Annotated in this window: 11 protein-coding genes; all 11 read left to right on the top strand. The window is 53.8% G+C overall.

Annotation, left to right across the window (positions count from 1 at the left end; all coding sequences use genetic code 11):
* Positions 1-139: 139 nt before the first annotated feature.
* The 11 genes from MVB78_RS07450 to MVB78_RS07500 all read left to right on the top strand — a co-directional run bounded on the left by MVB78_RS07450 (position 140) and on the right by MVB78_RS07500 (position 16,423).
* Positions 140-5,071: a protein kinase gene (locus tag MVB78_RS07450; RefSeq protein WP_297489901.1), complete on the top strand. Its 4,932-nt coding sequence runs from the start codon at positions 140-142 to the stop codon at positions 5,069-5,071.
* A gap of 254 nt (positions 5,072-5,325) precedes the next feature.
* The gene (locus tag MVB78_RS07455) at positions 5,326-5,841 is read left to right on the top strand and encodes a hypothetical protein (protein WP_297489954.1); all 516 of its coding nucleotides are present in this window, start codon (positions 5,326-5,328) and stop codon (positions 5,839-5,841) included.
* 1 nt (position 5,842) lies between these two features.
* Positions 5,843-7,582 (top strand): hypothetical protein, encoded by a 1,740-nt coding sequence (locus tag MVB78_RS07460; protein ID WP_297489902.1) that lies wholly within the window; start codon positions 5,843-5,845, stop codon positions 7,580-7,582.
* Positions 7,583-7,592: 10 nt separating this feature from the next.
* Complete coding sequence (locus MVB78_RS07465) at positions 7,593-7,967, top strand: DUF86 domain-containing protein (protein ID WP_297489904.1); 375 nt, start codon at positions 7,593-7,595, stop codon at positions 7,965-7,967.
* Between the two features lie 18 nt (positions 7,968-7,985).
* On the top strand, positions 7,986-8,372 hold the full coding sequence (locus tag MVB78_RS07470) for a nucleotidyltransferase domain-containing protein (RefSeq protein ID WP_297489906.1): 387 nt from the start codon (positions 7,986-7,988) through the stop codon (positions 8,370-8,372).
* 45 nt (positions 8,373-8,417) lie between these two features.
* Positions 8,418-9,011 (top strand): chromosome assembly protein, encoded by a 594-nt coding sequence (locus tag MVB78_RS07475; RefSeq protein WP_297489908.1) that lies wholly within the window; start codon positions 8,418-8,420, stop codon positions 9,009-9,011.
* Positions 9,011-9,628, top strand: coding sequence for a hypothetical protein (locus MVB78_RS07480; protein ID WP_297489956.1), 618 nt, complete (start codon positions 9,011-9,013; stop codon positions 9,626-9,628). Before MVB78_RS07475 ends, MVB78_RS07480 begins: the two co-directional genes overlap by 1 nt.
* A 29-nt stretch (positions 9,629-9,657) precedes the next feature.
* A complete protein-coding gene (locus MVB78_RS07485) occupies positions 9,658-10,668 on the top strand; it encodes an ATP-binding protein (protein WP_297489910.1) in 1,011 nt (336 codons plus the stop codon).
* Positions 10,669-11,676 (top strand): ATP-binding protein, encoded by a 1,008-nt coding sequence (locus MVB78_RS07490; protein WP_297489912.1) that lies wholly within the window; start codon positions 10,669-10,671, stop codon positions 11,674-11,676. It abuts the gene before it with no gap.
* The gene (locus MVB78_RS07495; RefSeq protein WP_297489914.1) at positions 11,673-11,801 is read left to right on the top strand and encodes a hypothetical protein; all 129 of its coding nucleotides are present in this window, start codon (positions 11,673-11,675) and stop codon (positions 11,799-11,801) included. Before MVB78_RS07490 ends, MVB78_RS07495 begins: the two co-directional genes overlap by 4 nt.
* Positions 11,798-16,423 (top strand): DUF2341 domain-containing protein, encoded by a 4,626-nt coding sequence (locus MVB78_RS07500; protein ID WP_297489916.1) that lies wholly within the window; start codon positions 11,798-11,800, stop codon positions 16,421-16,423. Before MVB78_RS07495 ends, MVB78_RS07500 begins: the two co-directional genes overlap by 4 nt.
* The last annotated feature ends 14 nt before the right edge of the window (positions 16,424-16,437 follow it).

Consider the following 16,437-nt stretch of genomic DNA (forward strand, 5'->3'; position numbering starts at 1 on the left):
GGTTAAACCGTCAGCTCTTTTCTGCAGGCTGCTAAAGATTTCCCCTCAAGAGGGAGGAGTACCTCAGACTGAAGGGCGAGCTTAAAAGTTAGGCCGAAAACCTCTTATCCTCTGATGACATAGTAAGGCGGGTGGTAACATGAGAAAAGCATCGTTGCTCATAGTGTTGCTTCTGGTTTCTTCGCTTATCCTGCCGGTGGTTAAAGCCGATGGAGAGCCCGGCCCGTGGATAAAGAGCTACGGGGGGAGCGGGACTGACATCATCAACGACGTTAAAGTCCTCCCGGACGGGAGCATCATTGCAGTAGGATACACCACCTCATCAGGCACCGGCGGAAAGGATGTCTTAGTGATGAAACTGAACCCTGACGGTAGCGTCGCTTGGGCGAAGACCTACGGGGGAACAAAGTATGATGTTGCTAACGCGATTGCTATAGCTCCTAACGGTGACGTTATCGTGGCCGGCCACTACGGAGCAAGCTGGGACGGTTCTGGAGGTGACGCTTGGATTCTTAGGCTTGACGCTGATGGGAACGTGAAGTGGCAGAAGACTTACGGAGGAAAATATCGGGATGAGGCTTACGCGGTTGCCATCGCTCCGAACGGTGACGTTATCGTGGCCGGCTACACTTACAGCTTCGGCGCTGGTAATGGAGATGTTTGGGTTCTCAGGCTTGATGCTAATGGCAACGTGAAGTGGCAGAAGACTTACGGAGGAAGCGACTGGGATGAGGCTCACGCGGTTGCTATCGCTCCGAACGGTGACATTATTGTGGCTGGCTCCACTGAAAGCTTCGGCGCTGGTGGAGAAGACTTTTGGGTTCTCAGGCTTGATGCTAATGGCAACGTGAAGTGGCAGAAGACCTACAGGGGAAGCGGCAGCTATGATTGGGCTAGCGCGGTTGCTATAGCGAGCAATGCTGACATTATTGTAGCCGGCCAGACTACTAGCTTCGGCGCTGGTTGGAATGATGTTTGGGTTCTGAGGCTTGACGCTAATGGTAACGTTAAATGGCAGAAGACTTACGGGGGAGGCGACTGGGATAGGGCTACCGCGGTTGCCTTAGCTCCTAACGGGGACATTATCGTGGCCGGCTACACTAAAAGCTTCGGCGCTGGTGGCTATGACGTTTGGGTTCTCAGGCTTGATGCTAACGGTAACGTGAAGTGGCAGAAGACCTACGGAGGAAGCAGCGCTGATTGGGCTTACGCGGTTGCTTTAGCTCCAAATGGAGACATCATCGTGGCCGGCTTCACTGACAGCTTCGGCGCTGGTGGTGATGACTTTTGGGTTCTCAGACTTCCGCCGGATGGGAACCTGCCGGGCTGTAGCTTCTGCAGTGATTCGAACGCTCAGGTAGACAACACGGACGCAGTCGTGGAGAACACCAACGCTATCGTGAAAACTTCAGACGCCGTTGTGAAAATCTCCGATGCAGTTGTGGAGCCCACGAACCTCAAGGTCAAAACCCAGTACTCCTACCAAGCCCTTGTAAAGCTGGCTCTCGACAAAGCGGAATCGACAATCTCAACCTACAAGTCTCAGGGAGTTATCCTGACCCCCGCGGAAGAACTTCTGAACAAAGCCCAAGAGGCATTCAGCTCGGGGGACTACGTTAAAGCTTACAATTACGCAAATCAAACCCTACAAAAAGCCAAGGAAATCAAAAAGCAACACGATGAGGCAGAATCCAAGCTCGATGAAGCCAGCTCAACCATAAACTCCTACAAATCCCAGGGAGTTGTCCTTCCCTCCGCTGAAAGTCTCTTAGGAGAAGCTCAGGAAGCCTTTAACTCCGGAAACTACACCAAAGTTTATGAGTATGCAAATCAGGCCATCCAAAAAGCCGAAGAAATCAAAAACCAATATGACAAGGCAAAATCCGAATTAAACGCAACTCAATTGTTAATATCTTCCTACGAATCTCAGGGGATGGTCCTGACTTCCGCCAGGAACATTCTGAAAGAGGCCCAAGAAGCCCTCAACTCAGGGAACTACACAAAAGCCTACGGTCTCTTTATCCAGGCTAAACAAAGGGCAGATGAAATTAAAAATCAATATGAGACGACAAAACCCAAGCTTGACGAGGCCAAATCAACTATCACTTCTTACAAATCTCAAGGCGTTATCCTGACTCCTGCCGAGAACCTTCTGGCAGAGGCGGAAACGGCCTTTAACTCTGGGAACTATACTAAGGCATACAATTACGCAAACCAAGCAATTCAAAAAGCGGAGGAGATAAAAGCCGAATATGATAGAGCGAAACCTGAGCTTAAGAGAGCGAAATCGACAATCTCAACCTACAAATCCCAGGGGATAATCCTAGCACCTGCCGAGAACTTACTTAACGAAGCCCAAAATGCCTTTGACTCAGGGGATTACGTTAAGGCCCACGATTACTCAGAGCAGGCCATACAAAAAGCTGAGGAAATTAAAAACCAATACTACAGAGCAAAGGAGGCAATCTCAAAGGCGGAGGGCTTCCTCTCGCCGATTGGCGACGCCAAAAAGGCCTTTGAGAAAGGAGACTACCTCAAAGCCTACCAGCTCGCAGTGGAGGCAGGACGGAAAAGAGATCTCTACCAGAAGCTCTTTGCCCTCGGCGTTATAATATCGGCGGCGCTCATCGGCGGATCCTCCTACCGCGTCCACAAAAGGAGGGAGCGCGAGAGGAAGCTAAGGGAGATAAACTCCATTATCGAGAGGGCAGAAAAAGCCCCGGTCCTTGAGAAAATCAGGCTTCTCAAAGAGGCCGAGAAGCTCGCGGGGCCCGTCGGCCCGGAGGCCCTCGGCAGGGTGAGAAAACTCCTCTCCCCTGCGATGAATGAGGCGAGGGAAACCTACAACCGTATTATTAGAGAGTTTGACTCCGCCCTTAAGGGCCTCGACGTGAAAACCGCCGAGGCAAAGCTCAGTGAGGCGAAGCCCTACGCCGAAATCCTCGGAAGGAAGGACTTCAAGAGGAAAGGCGAGAGGCTCGAACGCCTGAAGAAGGAGCTCAAGGATCTCCAAAGAACCGAGAGACTTGTGAAGAGGGGGAATCTGAAGGAGGCCGCGCCGGTACTCACCCAACTCTCGTCCTCGCCCTTCGCGGGGGTCAGGAAAAAGGCCAGGGCCCTTCTCGGTGAGGTTGAGGGATGGCTTTCAAAGGTCATCGCCAAGGGGGACTCCCTCTTCTCCTCCGGAGACTACGCCGGGGCAATCAAGGCCTACGAGTCCGCCTTACCCATTGCGGAAGCCCTTGGGAAGGGTGACATGGTCAGATCGAAGATAGAGAGCTCAAGGAGAACCCTCGACGAGCTGAGGAAGAGGAAGCGGCTTGAGGAGCTCTTGAAGGAGATCAACGCCGCACTTTCGCGGAGGGACTACTCCTCCCTCGGGAACCTCCTCCAAGAGGTCGGGAAGATAGCCAGGGAAACAAGGGAGACCAGGAAGGTGAAAGCCCTGAGGGAGGAGCTCTCGACGAGGCTCGACAACCTGCTCTCGAAGGGCGAGGAGCTTGAGCTTAGCGGGGACTACGGCGGGGCGTTGGCTGCCTACACCGAGGCGCTCTCCTTAGCTGAAGCCCTCGGGAGAAAGACTGACGATATAGAGGCGGCTGTATCGCGGATAGAGGAGGGGCAGAAGAAGGCCCTCCTCAAGAAGAGCGTCAGACTCGACGTCCCGACGGAGATGGCCCACAGGGCCGAAACCGAGGTCTCGATCCTCGTCACAAACCGCTTCTCAAGCGACCTCACGCTAACGGCTGACCTCTCCGAAAACAGGGACTACTTCGAGCTGAGCGAGGAGAAGGTGGAGTTCCCGCACGTTAAGCCCGGGAAGACGATAGGGGAGAGCGTAACCGTAAAGCCGAAGTTCATCGGCGACTTTGACTTCACGGTTAAGATAGACTCCAACTTCGGCTCACTGACGAGCAGAACTCCCGTGAAGGTCGTCAAGACGATGAGGGCTGTAACAGGGGCCACGCCGGCACCGGTCACCTCAACGCCCGTCCTCAACCCGGTTGAGGCTCTGCAGGAGCTCTACACCGACTTCCAGTACATAGGCGAGGGCGGCTTCGCGAGGGTTTACAAAGCCAAGCGTAAAGACGGCAAGATCGTCGCGCTAAAGCTCCCCAAGACCCTCGACCCGGCCGTGGGGAGGGCCTTCGTCAGGGAGATAACCAACTGGCTCCACTTAAAGCACCCGAACATAGTCGAGCTCCACGACGTGAACGTGATTCCGGTTCCATACCTTGAGATGGAGTACTGCGAGAGCTCCCTCGCGAGGCTTGGGAAGCCGTTGCCAGTCGAGGAGGCCTCGCTGATAGTCTTCAACATCGCTGAAGGCTTAAAGTACGCGCACTCGAAGGGCATAATCCACCGCGATCTGAAGCCCAGCAACGTCCTCCTGAAGAACGGCCTGCCCAAGATAAGCGACTGGGGTTTGAGCAAAGTCCTTGAGGAGAGCATGAGCGCGACAACCACCGCTTCATTTACCCCCTACTACGCGGCCCCGGAGCAGATTGACAGGAAGTTTGGAAGGACGGACGAGAGGACGGACATCTACCAGCTCGGCGTGCTCTTCTACGAGCTCGTAACAGGAAGGCTGCCCTTTGAAGGCTCGCTCAGCCAGGTTATGATGGGCATCATCAGGGACAAACCCGTTCCGCCGGGCCAGCTCAACCCGGAGGCGAGAAAGGTAGAGCCGATAATCATGAAGATGCTTGCCAAGAAGAAGGAGGATCGCTACGCGAGCGTCGTCGAGCTCCAGAGAGACCTCGCGGGAGTACTCAACATGACCTACTCCGAGAACCTGAAGAAGAGCAAGACCATCGGCGACCTCCGGAGGGCGGTTTACTACCTGACCGAGCTCCTCCTGATAAACATGAAGACTAACAACGTCAGCGAGGCCTACAAGTACGCCGGCGACCTCGCCTATTACACAAGCGGGGAGCTCAGGGACGAGGTGAAGAAGTTAGCGGAGCAGGTAAAGCTCCGCCTTGAGGAGAGCTTAGACATACCGCCGGAACTCGTTGAGAAGGCGGAGATACTAGCGCACAAGATCCGCCTGGGGTTTGAGGGCTCCTGAAGCCCCGCCCCGTCTTTTTTAGGTTTTCCCCCGCGCTCCCCATGCCTAAACACCGTGGTACCCGCGCTCGTTTTGATGGCAATAAACGTACATCATGGCACCGAAGCGAAAGCCATTTATTCCCAAAGACCATAACACGATGGTGCTCACCAATGGTGAAGGGGGGATTGAGGGCGGAACGCCAAAAGTCTCTGGTCTCCAAAATGGAGAAAAGTTTAAATAGGAGAAAAACCGAATAAGAGTGAGTGGTGTGTATGGGATACATAGTCTTTGTCGGCTACGATACCGATGCCGAGAGGAAGCGCATCGACTACCTGATAGACAAGTGGTCTGCCAGGGCAGTGGTCAGGAAGCCAAGGGGGACTGTGATCTACATCGAGGCTGAGAACCCAAGTGAATTCCTTGAGGAGCTCTTCTCAAAGATCGAGGGAGACGTCGAGGAGAAGGTGGAGCTCTACGAGGCTAAACCGGTGAAGAAGAAGGTGGAGGGCAAGAAAAGGATTTTAGAGTACACGGTTCCGGAGGAGAAGAAGGTGGTGGAGCGCTTCATAGACTACCTCCTCTCGAAGCTCAACGCGGGCCTCGTGGGCTCTGACCCGGTGGCAAAGACCTACAGCCTCTACACGAGAAAGGGAAGGGCGACGATAAAGGTCATAACCAAGGGGAACGGGAGCTCTCACGTTGTCTTTGAGATAGAGGGCTTTGGGGAGGCCGTTGATTTTTTGGCCGGAAGGATTGACGAGGAGCTTAAACTCTTCGCGGGTGGTTGACATGGGGATATTTGAGGAAGGAAGAACCGACTGCGTTAGGGAGCTTTTGAAGCCTGCGGAAAGGGTTCTGAGGCAGGGGCTCGACATCAGGGTCGAGGGCTTTGGAAAGAGGGTGGAGCTCTGGAACAGGATAGCTGACAACTACGACCGCTACCTCGAGGGGGAGTGCGGGAGCTTCCTGAACGACCTGAACGCGCACTTTCAGGCGAAGTTCGAAGGGGCCCTGGCCATCCTCGCCTGGAGCTTCTGGAAGAAGGGCGAAGCCTACAAGCCAGCAGCTGACAGGTACAGCGAGAGGGAGCTCGAAGCGGTCGAGAGGATCCTCCGCTACAATGTCTTCGAGATATACACGAAGGACGACGTCATGAAGAAGATAATGCGCCAGGACGGCAACATCCTCGGGCTCCTGAGGGACTACTACCAGGGCACGGACCGCTGGATAGAGGGGGTCTTAGAGGATCCTGACGTAAAGCTGGCCCTCAGGAACTTCCTCAAGTACAAGTGGGACTCCTACAAGGGCAAGGTGAACGACGCGCTGAGCGAGGCGACCGTCCGCTTCGACTGGTTCAGGAGCTTCCTGAACGAGGTTCAGAGGGAGGAGGAGAGCATAGAAAAGCTCTACCAGAAGCAGATGGACGGCATAAGGAAGCGCTACGAAGAGCTCATGGAGGAAATGAGGACGTCGAAGGCCGAGGAGGTGGAGAGGCTCAGGAGGGAGAAGGAGGAGCTTGAGAGGCAGATGAAGGAGTTGGAGGCTAAGCTTGAGAACGACGAGGAGAAGGCCAAACTTAGGGAGGAGCTTGAGAGGATGCGCTCGGCCCTCGACTCAAAGCTGAGGGAGCTCCAGCGGAGGGAGGCTGAACTCCAGAGGAAGGAGGAGGAGCTGCAGCGGAAGGAGGACGAGGTCTCGAAGCGCATCAGGGAGGTTATGGAGTTGGCGGGGAAGGTCGAGAAGGGCTCGCGCTTCGTCAGGAGGGACGAGGCGAAGATGCTTGAGATGAACTTCGTCGGCAGGATACGCGGCAGGTTCAGGGGAGAGGTGAAGCTCTCCGGAAGAACCTTCAAGGTCGAGGGGATCGAGGAGAAGGGCACCTTCGACAAGAATGCCTACACTGGAAAGCTAAGCGAGCGCGACCTCAAGAACGTCCCGGACAACATAATGGTCGAGGTTCACCTCAGGGAGAAGAAGTTCATAGGGAAGAGGCAACCCCTCACCGTGAAGGCGGTGTTCTACGGCAGGCCCGAGCGCTACGCCGAGGTTGGCTTCGACACGGACCCGCTCGAACTCGCGGACGTAAACGCGCTCCTTGTGGATGCGAGGGCCGAGGCGAGGGAGGGAAGGGTAGTCCTCCTCGTTGCTTCACCAACAGGCTTTGAAAAGCGCGTAAAAAGCTACATCAGCTCGAACGATTTCCACAGGAACTTCATATCCGAGAACGTCTCGCTCGCTTTGCTCGACCTTGAGAGCGGCGAGCTGACATACAACCCCCACGATGAGTACGCGAAGGCTCTCGCGCCGTTCCTGAGGCTGGAGCGCGATGAGGAGCTGCTCTCAAGGATAAAGGACTTCCTTGAAGAGAGGATAAAGGCCAAGGGCTACGTGCGCCTGGAGGAGGCCGCCGAGAAGTTCGCAGAGGACGCCGTCAAGAAGGCCTTCCAGGAGCTCGTTAAGGAGAAGGGCTACGTGGCCAAGTTCATCGAGGGAGTTGGCTACGTCCTCGTCATGGAGGGCTTCCTCTGAGGTGAAGCAGTTGGAGATAGACCGGGAGCTCGTTGAGGGGAAACTCGCCGATATCAAGGGCGCTCTCGAAGAGCTCAGGGGAATAACCGAAAAGGGCGTAGAGGCGTTCCTCTCGGAGAACTGCCTCAGGTACGCGGCGAAGTACCTGCTGATAACTGCCATAGAGGGAGCCTTCTCCGTCTGCAACCACATCGCGGTGAGGAAGGGCAGGATCCCAAAGAGCTACTCCGAGTGCTTCAAGCAGCTTGCAGACCTCGGGGTCATTGAGAAGGAACTCGGAGAGAGGCTCTCCGAAATGACGAAGTTCAGGAACCTGCTTGTTCATCAGTACTGGAGGGTAGACGACGAGAGGGTCTTCAGGATAATGACCTTGAAGAATTCATAGAGTCCGTGGTGAGGTACCTTGAGAAGGGAGGAGATTGAAGAGAAGCTCGGGAGGGCCCTTGAGAGGCACCCCGAGATAGTCTTCGCCTACCTCCACGGCAGCGTACTCGAAACGGAGCACTTCAGGGACGTGGACGTAGCCGTTTACTTCGACGGCTCCGTGAAGGATATCCTGAAGGCGGAGCTCTCGCTGGCAGTAGAACTTGAGGGGGAGCTTGGCGTTGAGGTTGACGTCAGGGCTTTAAACGACGCACCGCCGGCCTTCAGATACAGAGCTATTAAGGGGAAGCTCCTGCTCGACAGAAACCCCGAGCTGAGGTTCAGGTTCATCGAGGAAACCGTGTGGGAGTACCTCGACTACGAGCCGATGGAGAGGCGCATGAGGAAGGAACTACTCGCTAAGTGAACCTTTCGTTGTTTGCCTGAATAACGCTCGCTGGAGGTGTTTGGAATGGGAATCCGCGACATGTTTGGGAGGAAGAACACCATAGAGAAGCTCTCGCTGAGGGAGCTCCAGGCTGAGGAGATAAGGCTGAAGAACAGGCTTGAGCGCCTCAAGAAGGACATCAACCAGATCGAGAAGAAAAAGAAGCAGCTCTTCCAGGAGGGCATAGGGGCTGACAAGCTCAAGAAGAAGATGCTCGCGCAGGAGATTAAGGGCCTCGACATGGAGCAGAAGCTCAAGCTCAAGGACTTCACGACCGCGCAGAAGCAGTACACCCTAATCAAGAACATGATAATCGTCAAGAAGTACGAGAAGGAGCTGAGGAAAGTTGGTGTGTGGGAGAAGCTCGCAAACGTCGAGCCGGAGCAGCTCGAGCAGGCCCTCATAAAGGTCAACCTCGACGGGAAGGAGTTTGACGAGATGGTCGGCAGCCTCAACAGGGTATTCGAGATGGAGGTGGCGGAGTTCGAGGAGACCGAGGATCAGACCGAGAGGGAGCTAATGAAGGCATGGAGCCAGGTCGAGGCCGGCGAAGCGGACGTTGAGGAGGTAGCGGAGAAGGTCGCCTCGCGCGTGGAAAAAGAGGAGGAGGAAGAGTGATGGCCATCTTCTCCCGCTTTTTCGGGAAGAAGAACCCCCTCGACATACCCCTGCCGAAGCTGAAGGAGAGCCAGATAAAGCTGGACTACCAGATCCAGAAGATCGAGAACGAGATAGCGAGCATAGACCGCGAGATAGCCGAGCTCTTCGAGAGGGCCAAGAAGGCCAGAAGCAAGAGCGAGGAGCTGACGATAGCGACCAAAATAAAGACGCTGAACCAGCGCAAGAAGAACCTCCAGGCGACGCACATGCAGCTCAACAAGCAGCTCATGCTCATAAGCAACCTCACCATAATCAAGGAGAACGAGGCCATCCTGAAGGGAACGCCAACGTGGGAGATGCTCAGGAACATGTCTCCCGAGGAGCTTGAGAGGAACTTGGCGAGCATGCAGCTCGATGCCCAGAACTTCAACGAGAACCTCAACCAGATGCTCGGCATAACCGACCAGACGCTGAGCGTTGGCGCCAACTTCGAGGAGGACGAGGAGTTAGCGGAGATAATGAGGACCATCCACGCGGTCAAGGAGGGCGAGCTTGAGCCTGAAACTGCAGCGGAAAAGGTTTCCGGCGAGGAGAAGGAGAAGAAAAAGGAGTGGCTGGAGGTGGAGGAGGTTTGATTTTTTTTACTTTATTGGGGGTGGTTTGAGTGTTCTTTGACAGGGAGCGTGAGCTGGGGAAACTGCTGAGGCTGGTTTCGGCCGAGCCCAACCTGATAACTTTCGTCTACGGGCCGATTAACAGCGGGAAAACGGCTTTAATGGCCGAGTTCGTCAAGAGGCTTTCCGATGAGTACGTGGTCTTCTACATAAACCTCAGGGGTCGCTTCGTGAACAGCTACGAGGACTTCATGAAGGTGCTCTTCAGCGTTAGGGAGGGATCATCCAAGGAGCTTTTGGCGGAGCTCCTCAAGAGCGGCTTAGCCTACGGGGGAATTCCCGTCCCGGAAAAGCTCTTCAAAAAGCTCATGGAGGAGGAAACGGAAGACGCCTTCCTCTTCCTTGAGGGGTACTTTGAAAAGCTCAGAGGCAGGGGGAAGCGGCCCGTTTTAATCCTCGACGAGCTTCAAGTGATAGGCGACCTGAGGATAGACGGCCCGCTGATTTACAGGCTCTTCAACTTCTTTGTCCACCTGACGAAGGAGACTCACTTAAGCCATGTTTTCGTCGTAACTTCGGACAGTCTCTTCATCGAGAGGGTTTACAGTGAGGCCATGCTTCAGGGCAGAGCGGATTACTTCCTCGTGGACGACTTTGACAGGGAGACCGCTTTAGCGTTCCTGAAAAGCGTGGGACTGAAAGATGATGAAGCAGAGATCGTCTGGGATCACTTCGGGGGCAAGCCTGTCTATTTGGCTGAAGCCCCAAAGCACAGGGACGAGCTGAAAGAATGGTGCCGTGGAGAGCTTGAGGATAAGGTTAGCTGGCTGGTCTTTTCCCTGAACTCCCTGAAAAAGAGCAAACCCGAGCTCTTCAAGGGAATCTTAGAGCTATTTGATAAGTTCAGGGAATCCGAGGCCGCTGGTTGTGATGAACTGAGCGATTCCATCCTCTGGGCGGTTAAGAACAACCTCCTCTTCCTGAATCCGAGGAAGAGACTTCTAAGGCCCCAGGGGCGGCTTGAGCTTTTGGCGATAAGGAAGGTTCTGGGGGTGGTTTGAGTGTTCTTTGACAGGGAGCGTGAGCTGGGGAAACTGCTGAGGCTGGTTTCGGCCGAGCCCAACCTGATAACTTTCGTCTACGGGCCGATTAACAGCGGGAAAACGGCTTTAATGGCCGAGTTCGTTAGAAAACTTCCCGCCAACCACGTGGCCTTCTACATAAACCTGAGGAGAACCCCAGTTGCAAGCTACGGGGACTTCGTTGACGTGCTCTTCTCCGTCGAATTCAGGAACAGGGTCAAAACAATTGGAGAGGCAGTTTCCCTCATCCTCTCCACTGGAAGGGAAGCCTTCGGCTTCCCTGTTCCGACAGAACTCCTCGAGAGAATAACCAGGGAGAAGAAGCCGAAAAATGCCTTTGCATACATTGCAACCCTGATGGAGGAGGTTAGAAAAGCTGGCGAAAAGCCCGTTTTAATCCTCGACGAGCTTCAAGTGATTGGGGATTTAAAGGTCAACGGTTCGCTCATCTACGAGCTCTTCAACTTCCTCATCCACCTCACCAAAGAGACCCACTTGACCCACGTTTTCGTTGTAACTTCGGACAGTCTCTTCATCGAGAGGGTTTACAGTGAGGCCATGCTTCAGGGCAGAGCGGATTACTTCCTCGTGGACGACTTTGACAGGGAGACGGCTTTGGAGTTCTTAAAAAATCAGGGGCTGAGCGATGGTGAGGTGGAACTTGTGTGGAACCACTTTGGAGGCAAGCCCGTCTATTTGGCTGAAGCGCCAAAGCACAGGGACGAGCTGGAAGAGTGGTGCGAGAGAACGCTGAGGCTCAGGGTTCAGTCCATAAACGCCCTCGTTTATGGCAGGAAGAACATGATAAGCCTCCTGAAGGAGTTCAGGGATAGGGATGAGGTACCCTTCGACGGACGGGTCAATAAGGCCCTGAAAGAGCTCGTCAAAGCCAACGTCCTCTTCGTTGACCCGCTGAACGGTGTTGTTAAACCCCAGGGGCGGCTTGAGCTTCTGGCGATAAGAAAGGCTCTGGAGGTGATAAGATGAGGAAGGCCACCGCGCTGATGATTTCAATGCTCCCAACAGCTGAACTGATGGGAAGGTCGGAGGGAAGGAGGAGTCTCAATTTTTGGCTGGTACTCAAAAAAGTGGGCAGAAGGTGGAGACTATGAGAAAGGTGTTCATGATTCTTATAGTGGTTCTTTTCATTATGGGCACTGCAGGAGTAACTCTAAAAGATGTCCACGCAGAGATCAAATACTCAGAGAAAACCATCTTCTTTGACGACTTTGAAGGTTATCCATTGGGAAGTTACCCTTCTTCGAACTGGATCTTAGACTACGATGGGGCGGGGGAGGAATACCAGAAAATAGTTTCAAATCCTGTGAAGTCAGGCTCCAAGGCGTTCCGGATGCTCTCGGCACAAGGTTGTTGGGCGGCAGTTTCTGAACATAAGTTTGATTCCGATGCAGACATAATTGGATTCGAAGCTGACGTATGGGCTGAGAGCTACGGAACCGAGGGCTGTGGAGGAGACAAAACCAGCGTAATTAGAGTTGCATTCTGGAATGGAAACCTGGACTCGTGGGGTAGGTACTATGCAGATGTCATTTTTAGACATAACGGAATTGCCTATGCGTATTCAGAGGGAGAGGAGCACCAGCTAACCTCCTGGAAACCTCAGACGTGGTACCATGTAAAAGTCATTTTAAACAGAAAAACAAACACATACGACGTTTACATAAATGGAAAGCTCGTCGCCGACGATATACCAGTGGAACACAGCGACACTGAGAACATAAATGCAATAGTCCTGACGGCAGGACATGCAAATGCTAATGTTGTCTTTGATAACGTCAGGATATTTGAGGTTGAGTCCTCTTCAAGTTCCCAGTTTCAGCCTGCCCCTCCAAAAACAGTCGAATACCTCTCACCCGAAGACCTCTCCAAGTGGAAGTACTATCGTGAAGTTACTATAAGAGAGCAGTCAGGGCAAACGCTTGAGAACTTTCAGGTTTTAATTGAACTCAACTCAGACAACTTCGACTTCTCCAAGGCTAAGCCAGATGGAAGCGACATCAGGATTGTCGATGAGGACGGCAACTTCTTGCCCTACTGGATTGAGGAGTGGAACGTGAGTGCGAAGAGGGCCAAAATATGGACGATAGTTCCAAGGATCCCAGCGAACGGCGAGGTCAAACTCAAGCTCTACTACGGTAACCCGAACGCCCAGAGCAGGAGCGACGGGGAGAAAGTGTTTGAGTTTTTTGATGACTTCAACGGAAACCAGTTGGATACGGGTAAATGGGAACCGTTCTACGGTACCGTGGATGACGGTTATATACACATATATAGTGAGAGCTCTTCAAAGATTTCTGTTGGGGATAGTATATTAAAATTGTACATAACCCCAAGCGACTGGGATTTAAATGATCATGATGTATTTACTAGGGGAATACTGTCAAGAGTAGGATTCCCTCAGAACAGTGTTCTGGAAGCTAAATTAGTCAAAGCCCATTATCCCGATGGCGGAGGTAATAACGGACTTTTCGTTGGTCAGTTCTTTAGTTCAGAGAAAGAAGCCAAGGGCATATCATTCAGGAATAGTGTGGAATCTTATGGGGATACATACCTGTTCTTTGAGATCAATAAAGCAACTTGGGATAACGTTGTTAACTATGGGACGCAGGTATACGAGAGCGGGATATACCAGTTATCCCGTATTGGAAGTGACAAATGGGCAGCAAAGTTCTTAGATTTGAATAGAAACGTACTTGCTGATTTAGGAACCACAGAAGATGAACTTAGTGATTTAAGGTTCTCCTTAGAAGTGGCAAACTGGTATGAACCATCATATGTTAGCGCGGAGTTCGATTGGATCCTCGTCCGCAAATACGCCCCCAAAGACCCAGTTGCCTTCGTTGGAAGCAAGGTTAGGCTAACAGGTTCCTCCACCACTCAAACAACCACAACTTCCCCGGCCTCCACGAGCACCACAACGACGACAAACAGCCCTGCAGTGACCACAACGTCAACGGTCACAACAACTACTACAACTACCTCAACCCTCGCTCCCATCGCCAGCTCGGCCATAAACACCGCCAAAAACGTCCTTTCAAAGGTGCCAAGCTCCGTGGACACGGGCGATGCCCAGACAATGCTCGACGAGGCCCAGAAAGCCTATGAAAACGGCGACTACGAACTCGCTAAGAAGTTCGCTGAAACTGCCCAGGCTCTGGCCGTTAAGTCCTACTACGACACCCTAAGGGTGGAAGTCCAGGCAAAGGAGAACCAGGGCTACGACGTTTCAAAGGCCAGAGACCTTCTCCAGCAGGCCTACGATGCTTACAACTCCAAAGACTACACGAGGGCGCTTGACATCCTCCTCCAGGCTGACAAGGCATTGAAGGCGGTTGCTCCTCTCAAAGGAATAGACTACACCAGATACGGCCTTTACGGCGGAGTCCTCATCGGCCTCATCGGGATGGTCGCTGCCCTCCGCAGGAGGAGCAGCGGCAAAAAGGAGCACCTCCGCGCCGAGTTTGGCTCCCTCATCAACTCCGGCGACAACATCGTTGACAAAGACCCCTTTAGCGCCCTTGAATACTACTCCAAGGCCTTCAAAGTGGCGAAGGGCCTCGGTGAGGCTTCCTCGATAGCTCAAGCCGAAGAGAAGCTCAACACAGTCCGCGGTACTGTGACCGGGGAGATAAACTCCCTTCTGACCAAAGGAGATACCGTCCTCAAGAAAGGGGACTACGACAAGGCGTTGGCATACTACCGTGAGGCCCTCAGCCTGGCGGAGAAGCTCCACGATCAGCGGAAGGGCGAGGAGATACAGAGGAAAATGGAGAACGTTCACAGGGTCAGGAGGATAAGAGAGCTCACATCTGAAGGCGATGTTTTGATGGAACAGGAGAAGTACTCGGAGGCACTGAAGAAGTACAAAGAGGCCCTGTCCATTGCCAAAGAGCTCGGCGACGCCTACTTCATAGAGCTCCTCAAGGGCAGAACATCAAAGGCCAACGAGGTCGTTGAGAGCATCAACCGCGAGGTTTCCTCGCTCGTGGCCGAAGCGGAGAGGGCAATGATGGACGAGGACTATGAAAGCGCAAGGGAAAAGCTATCGCAGGCCATAGTCCTCGCCGAGAAAATAGGTGGCACGGTGAGCGTCGAGGAGATAAAAGAGAAGCTTGAGGAGGCAAAGGCCAGAAAAGAGCTCAACGAGAAGCTTAAGGTAGCGAGGGAAAGCAAGGACTACTCCAAAGCACTATCCCTTTACCGCGAGGCCCTCAGGCTTGCCCAGCAACTCGGCGACGAGAGGATTGCCGCTCAGATTAACTCCGAGGTCAGGGAGGTTGAGAAGGCCCACCTCCTTGAGACCCTCAGGAAGGGTATAGAGCTCATCCTGCCGAGGGAGATTCCCTACGGCAGGGAGAGCACGCTGAGCATCAACGTTGAGAACAAACTTGACGTGCCAATAGAGAACCTCACCATAGACCTGTCCGAGCTGTCGGCATACTTCACAATGGAAACTGAAAGCGTTACATTCCCGCCGATAAAGCCCGGTAGGAGGCTCGGAAAGGACATAAGAATAACGCCGCAGTTCAAGGGCGACTTCGACTTCAGCGTTAAGATATCTTCCAACATTGGCGAGACGGCTAAGTCACTTAAGATCAAGGTCGGGGACTACTATTCACCGGCTCAGTTCACTCCGAAGCCTCTCACTCCAAAGGCCGCCCCCGAGGAGCTGAGCGCTCTCTACGATGACTTCCAGTACATAGGCGAGGGCGGCTTCGCGAGGGTCTTTAAAGCCAAGAGGAAGAGGGACGGTAAGGTTGTCGCGGTCAAAGTCCCGAAGACCCTCGACCCTGCAACCGGCAAGGCCTTCGTCAGGGAAATAAGCAACTGGCTCCACTTAAAGCACCCGAACATAGTTGAACTCTACGACGTCAACGTCATCCCGATTCCGTACCTTGAGATGGAGTACTGCGAAGGCTCGCTGGCGAGGCTCGGGAAGCCGATGGACGTTGAGAGGGCATCCCAGATAGTCTTCAACATCGCTGAAGGCCTGAAGTACGCCCACGCTAAGAGGATAATCCACCGCGACCTCAAACCGAGCAACATCCTCCTCAAGAGCGGGATCCCGAAGATAAGCGACTGGGGTTTGAGCAAGGTCATGAGCGAGAGCCGCTCCTCAACGCTCTCAAGCTTCACCCCCTACTACGCCTCGCCGGAGCAGCTATCCCCGAGGCGCTTCGGCGGAACGGACGAGAGGACGGACATCTGGCAGCTTGGGGTTCTCTTCTACGAGCTCGTCACTGGAAAGCTCCCCTTCGAGGGCCGCGATCTCGGCGAGGTGACCTACGCGATAATCAACGAAGAGCCGGTTCCGCCGGGCCAGCTGAACCCCGAGGCCAAGGCCGTTGAGCCCATCATTATGAAGATGCTCGCAAAGAGGAAGGAGGAGCGCTACGCGAGCGTCGCCGAACTCCAGAGGGATCTCGCAGAGATACTGAACATGACCTACGTTGAAGGCCTCAGAAAGAGCACCGACCTGAAGAGGACGGTCTTCTACATAGGCGACTTGGCGTTGATCAACCTCAAAGCCGGCAACACCGCTGAGGCCCTGAAGTACCTCTTAGAGCTGAGGGACTACGCCGGCAGATACGGGAGGGATCTCGACAACCTCATCGAGCAGGTGAAGCTCGCGGTTGAGGAGGGGGTTAAGCTCGGCGAGGAGGCAGTTGTGAAGGCGGACGTGATAGTGCACCAGATAAAGATGGGGCGCTGAGCCCCTTTTAAAAT

The organism is Thermococcus sp. (assembly GCF_026991495.1).
Lineage (GTDB): Archaea > Methanobacteriota_B > Thermococci > Thermococcales > Thermococcaceae > Thermococcus.

Coding starts and splice junctions, on each gene's coding strand:
- MVB78_RS07450 (WP_297489901.1), top strand. CDS start 140: ATGAGAAAAGCATCGTTGCTCATAGTGTTGCTTCTGGTTTCTTCGCTT.
- MVB78_RS07455 (WP_297489954.1), top strand. CDS start 5,326: ATGGGATACATAGTCTTTGTCGGCTACGATACCGATGCCGAGAGGAAG.
- MVB78_RS07460 (WP_297489902.1), top strand. CDS start 5,843: ATGGGGATATTTGAGGAAGGAAGAACCGACTGCGTTAGGGAGCTTTTG.
- MVB78_RS07475 (WP_297489908.1), top strand. CDS start 8,418: ATGGGAATCCGCGACATGTTTGGGAGGAAGAACACCATAGAGAAGCTC.
- MVB78_RS07480 (WP_297489956.1), top strand. CDS start 9,011: ATGGCCATCTTCTCCCGCTTTTTCGGGAAGAAGAACCCCCTCGACATA.
- MVB78_RS07495 (WP_297489914.1), top strand. CDS start 11,673: ATGAGGAAGGCCACCGCGCTGATGATTTCAATGCTCCCAACAGCTGAA.
- MVB78_RS07500 (WP_297489916.1), top strand. CDS start 11,798: ATGAGAAAGGTGTTCATGATTCTTATAGTGGTTCTTTTCATTATGGGC.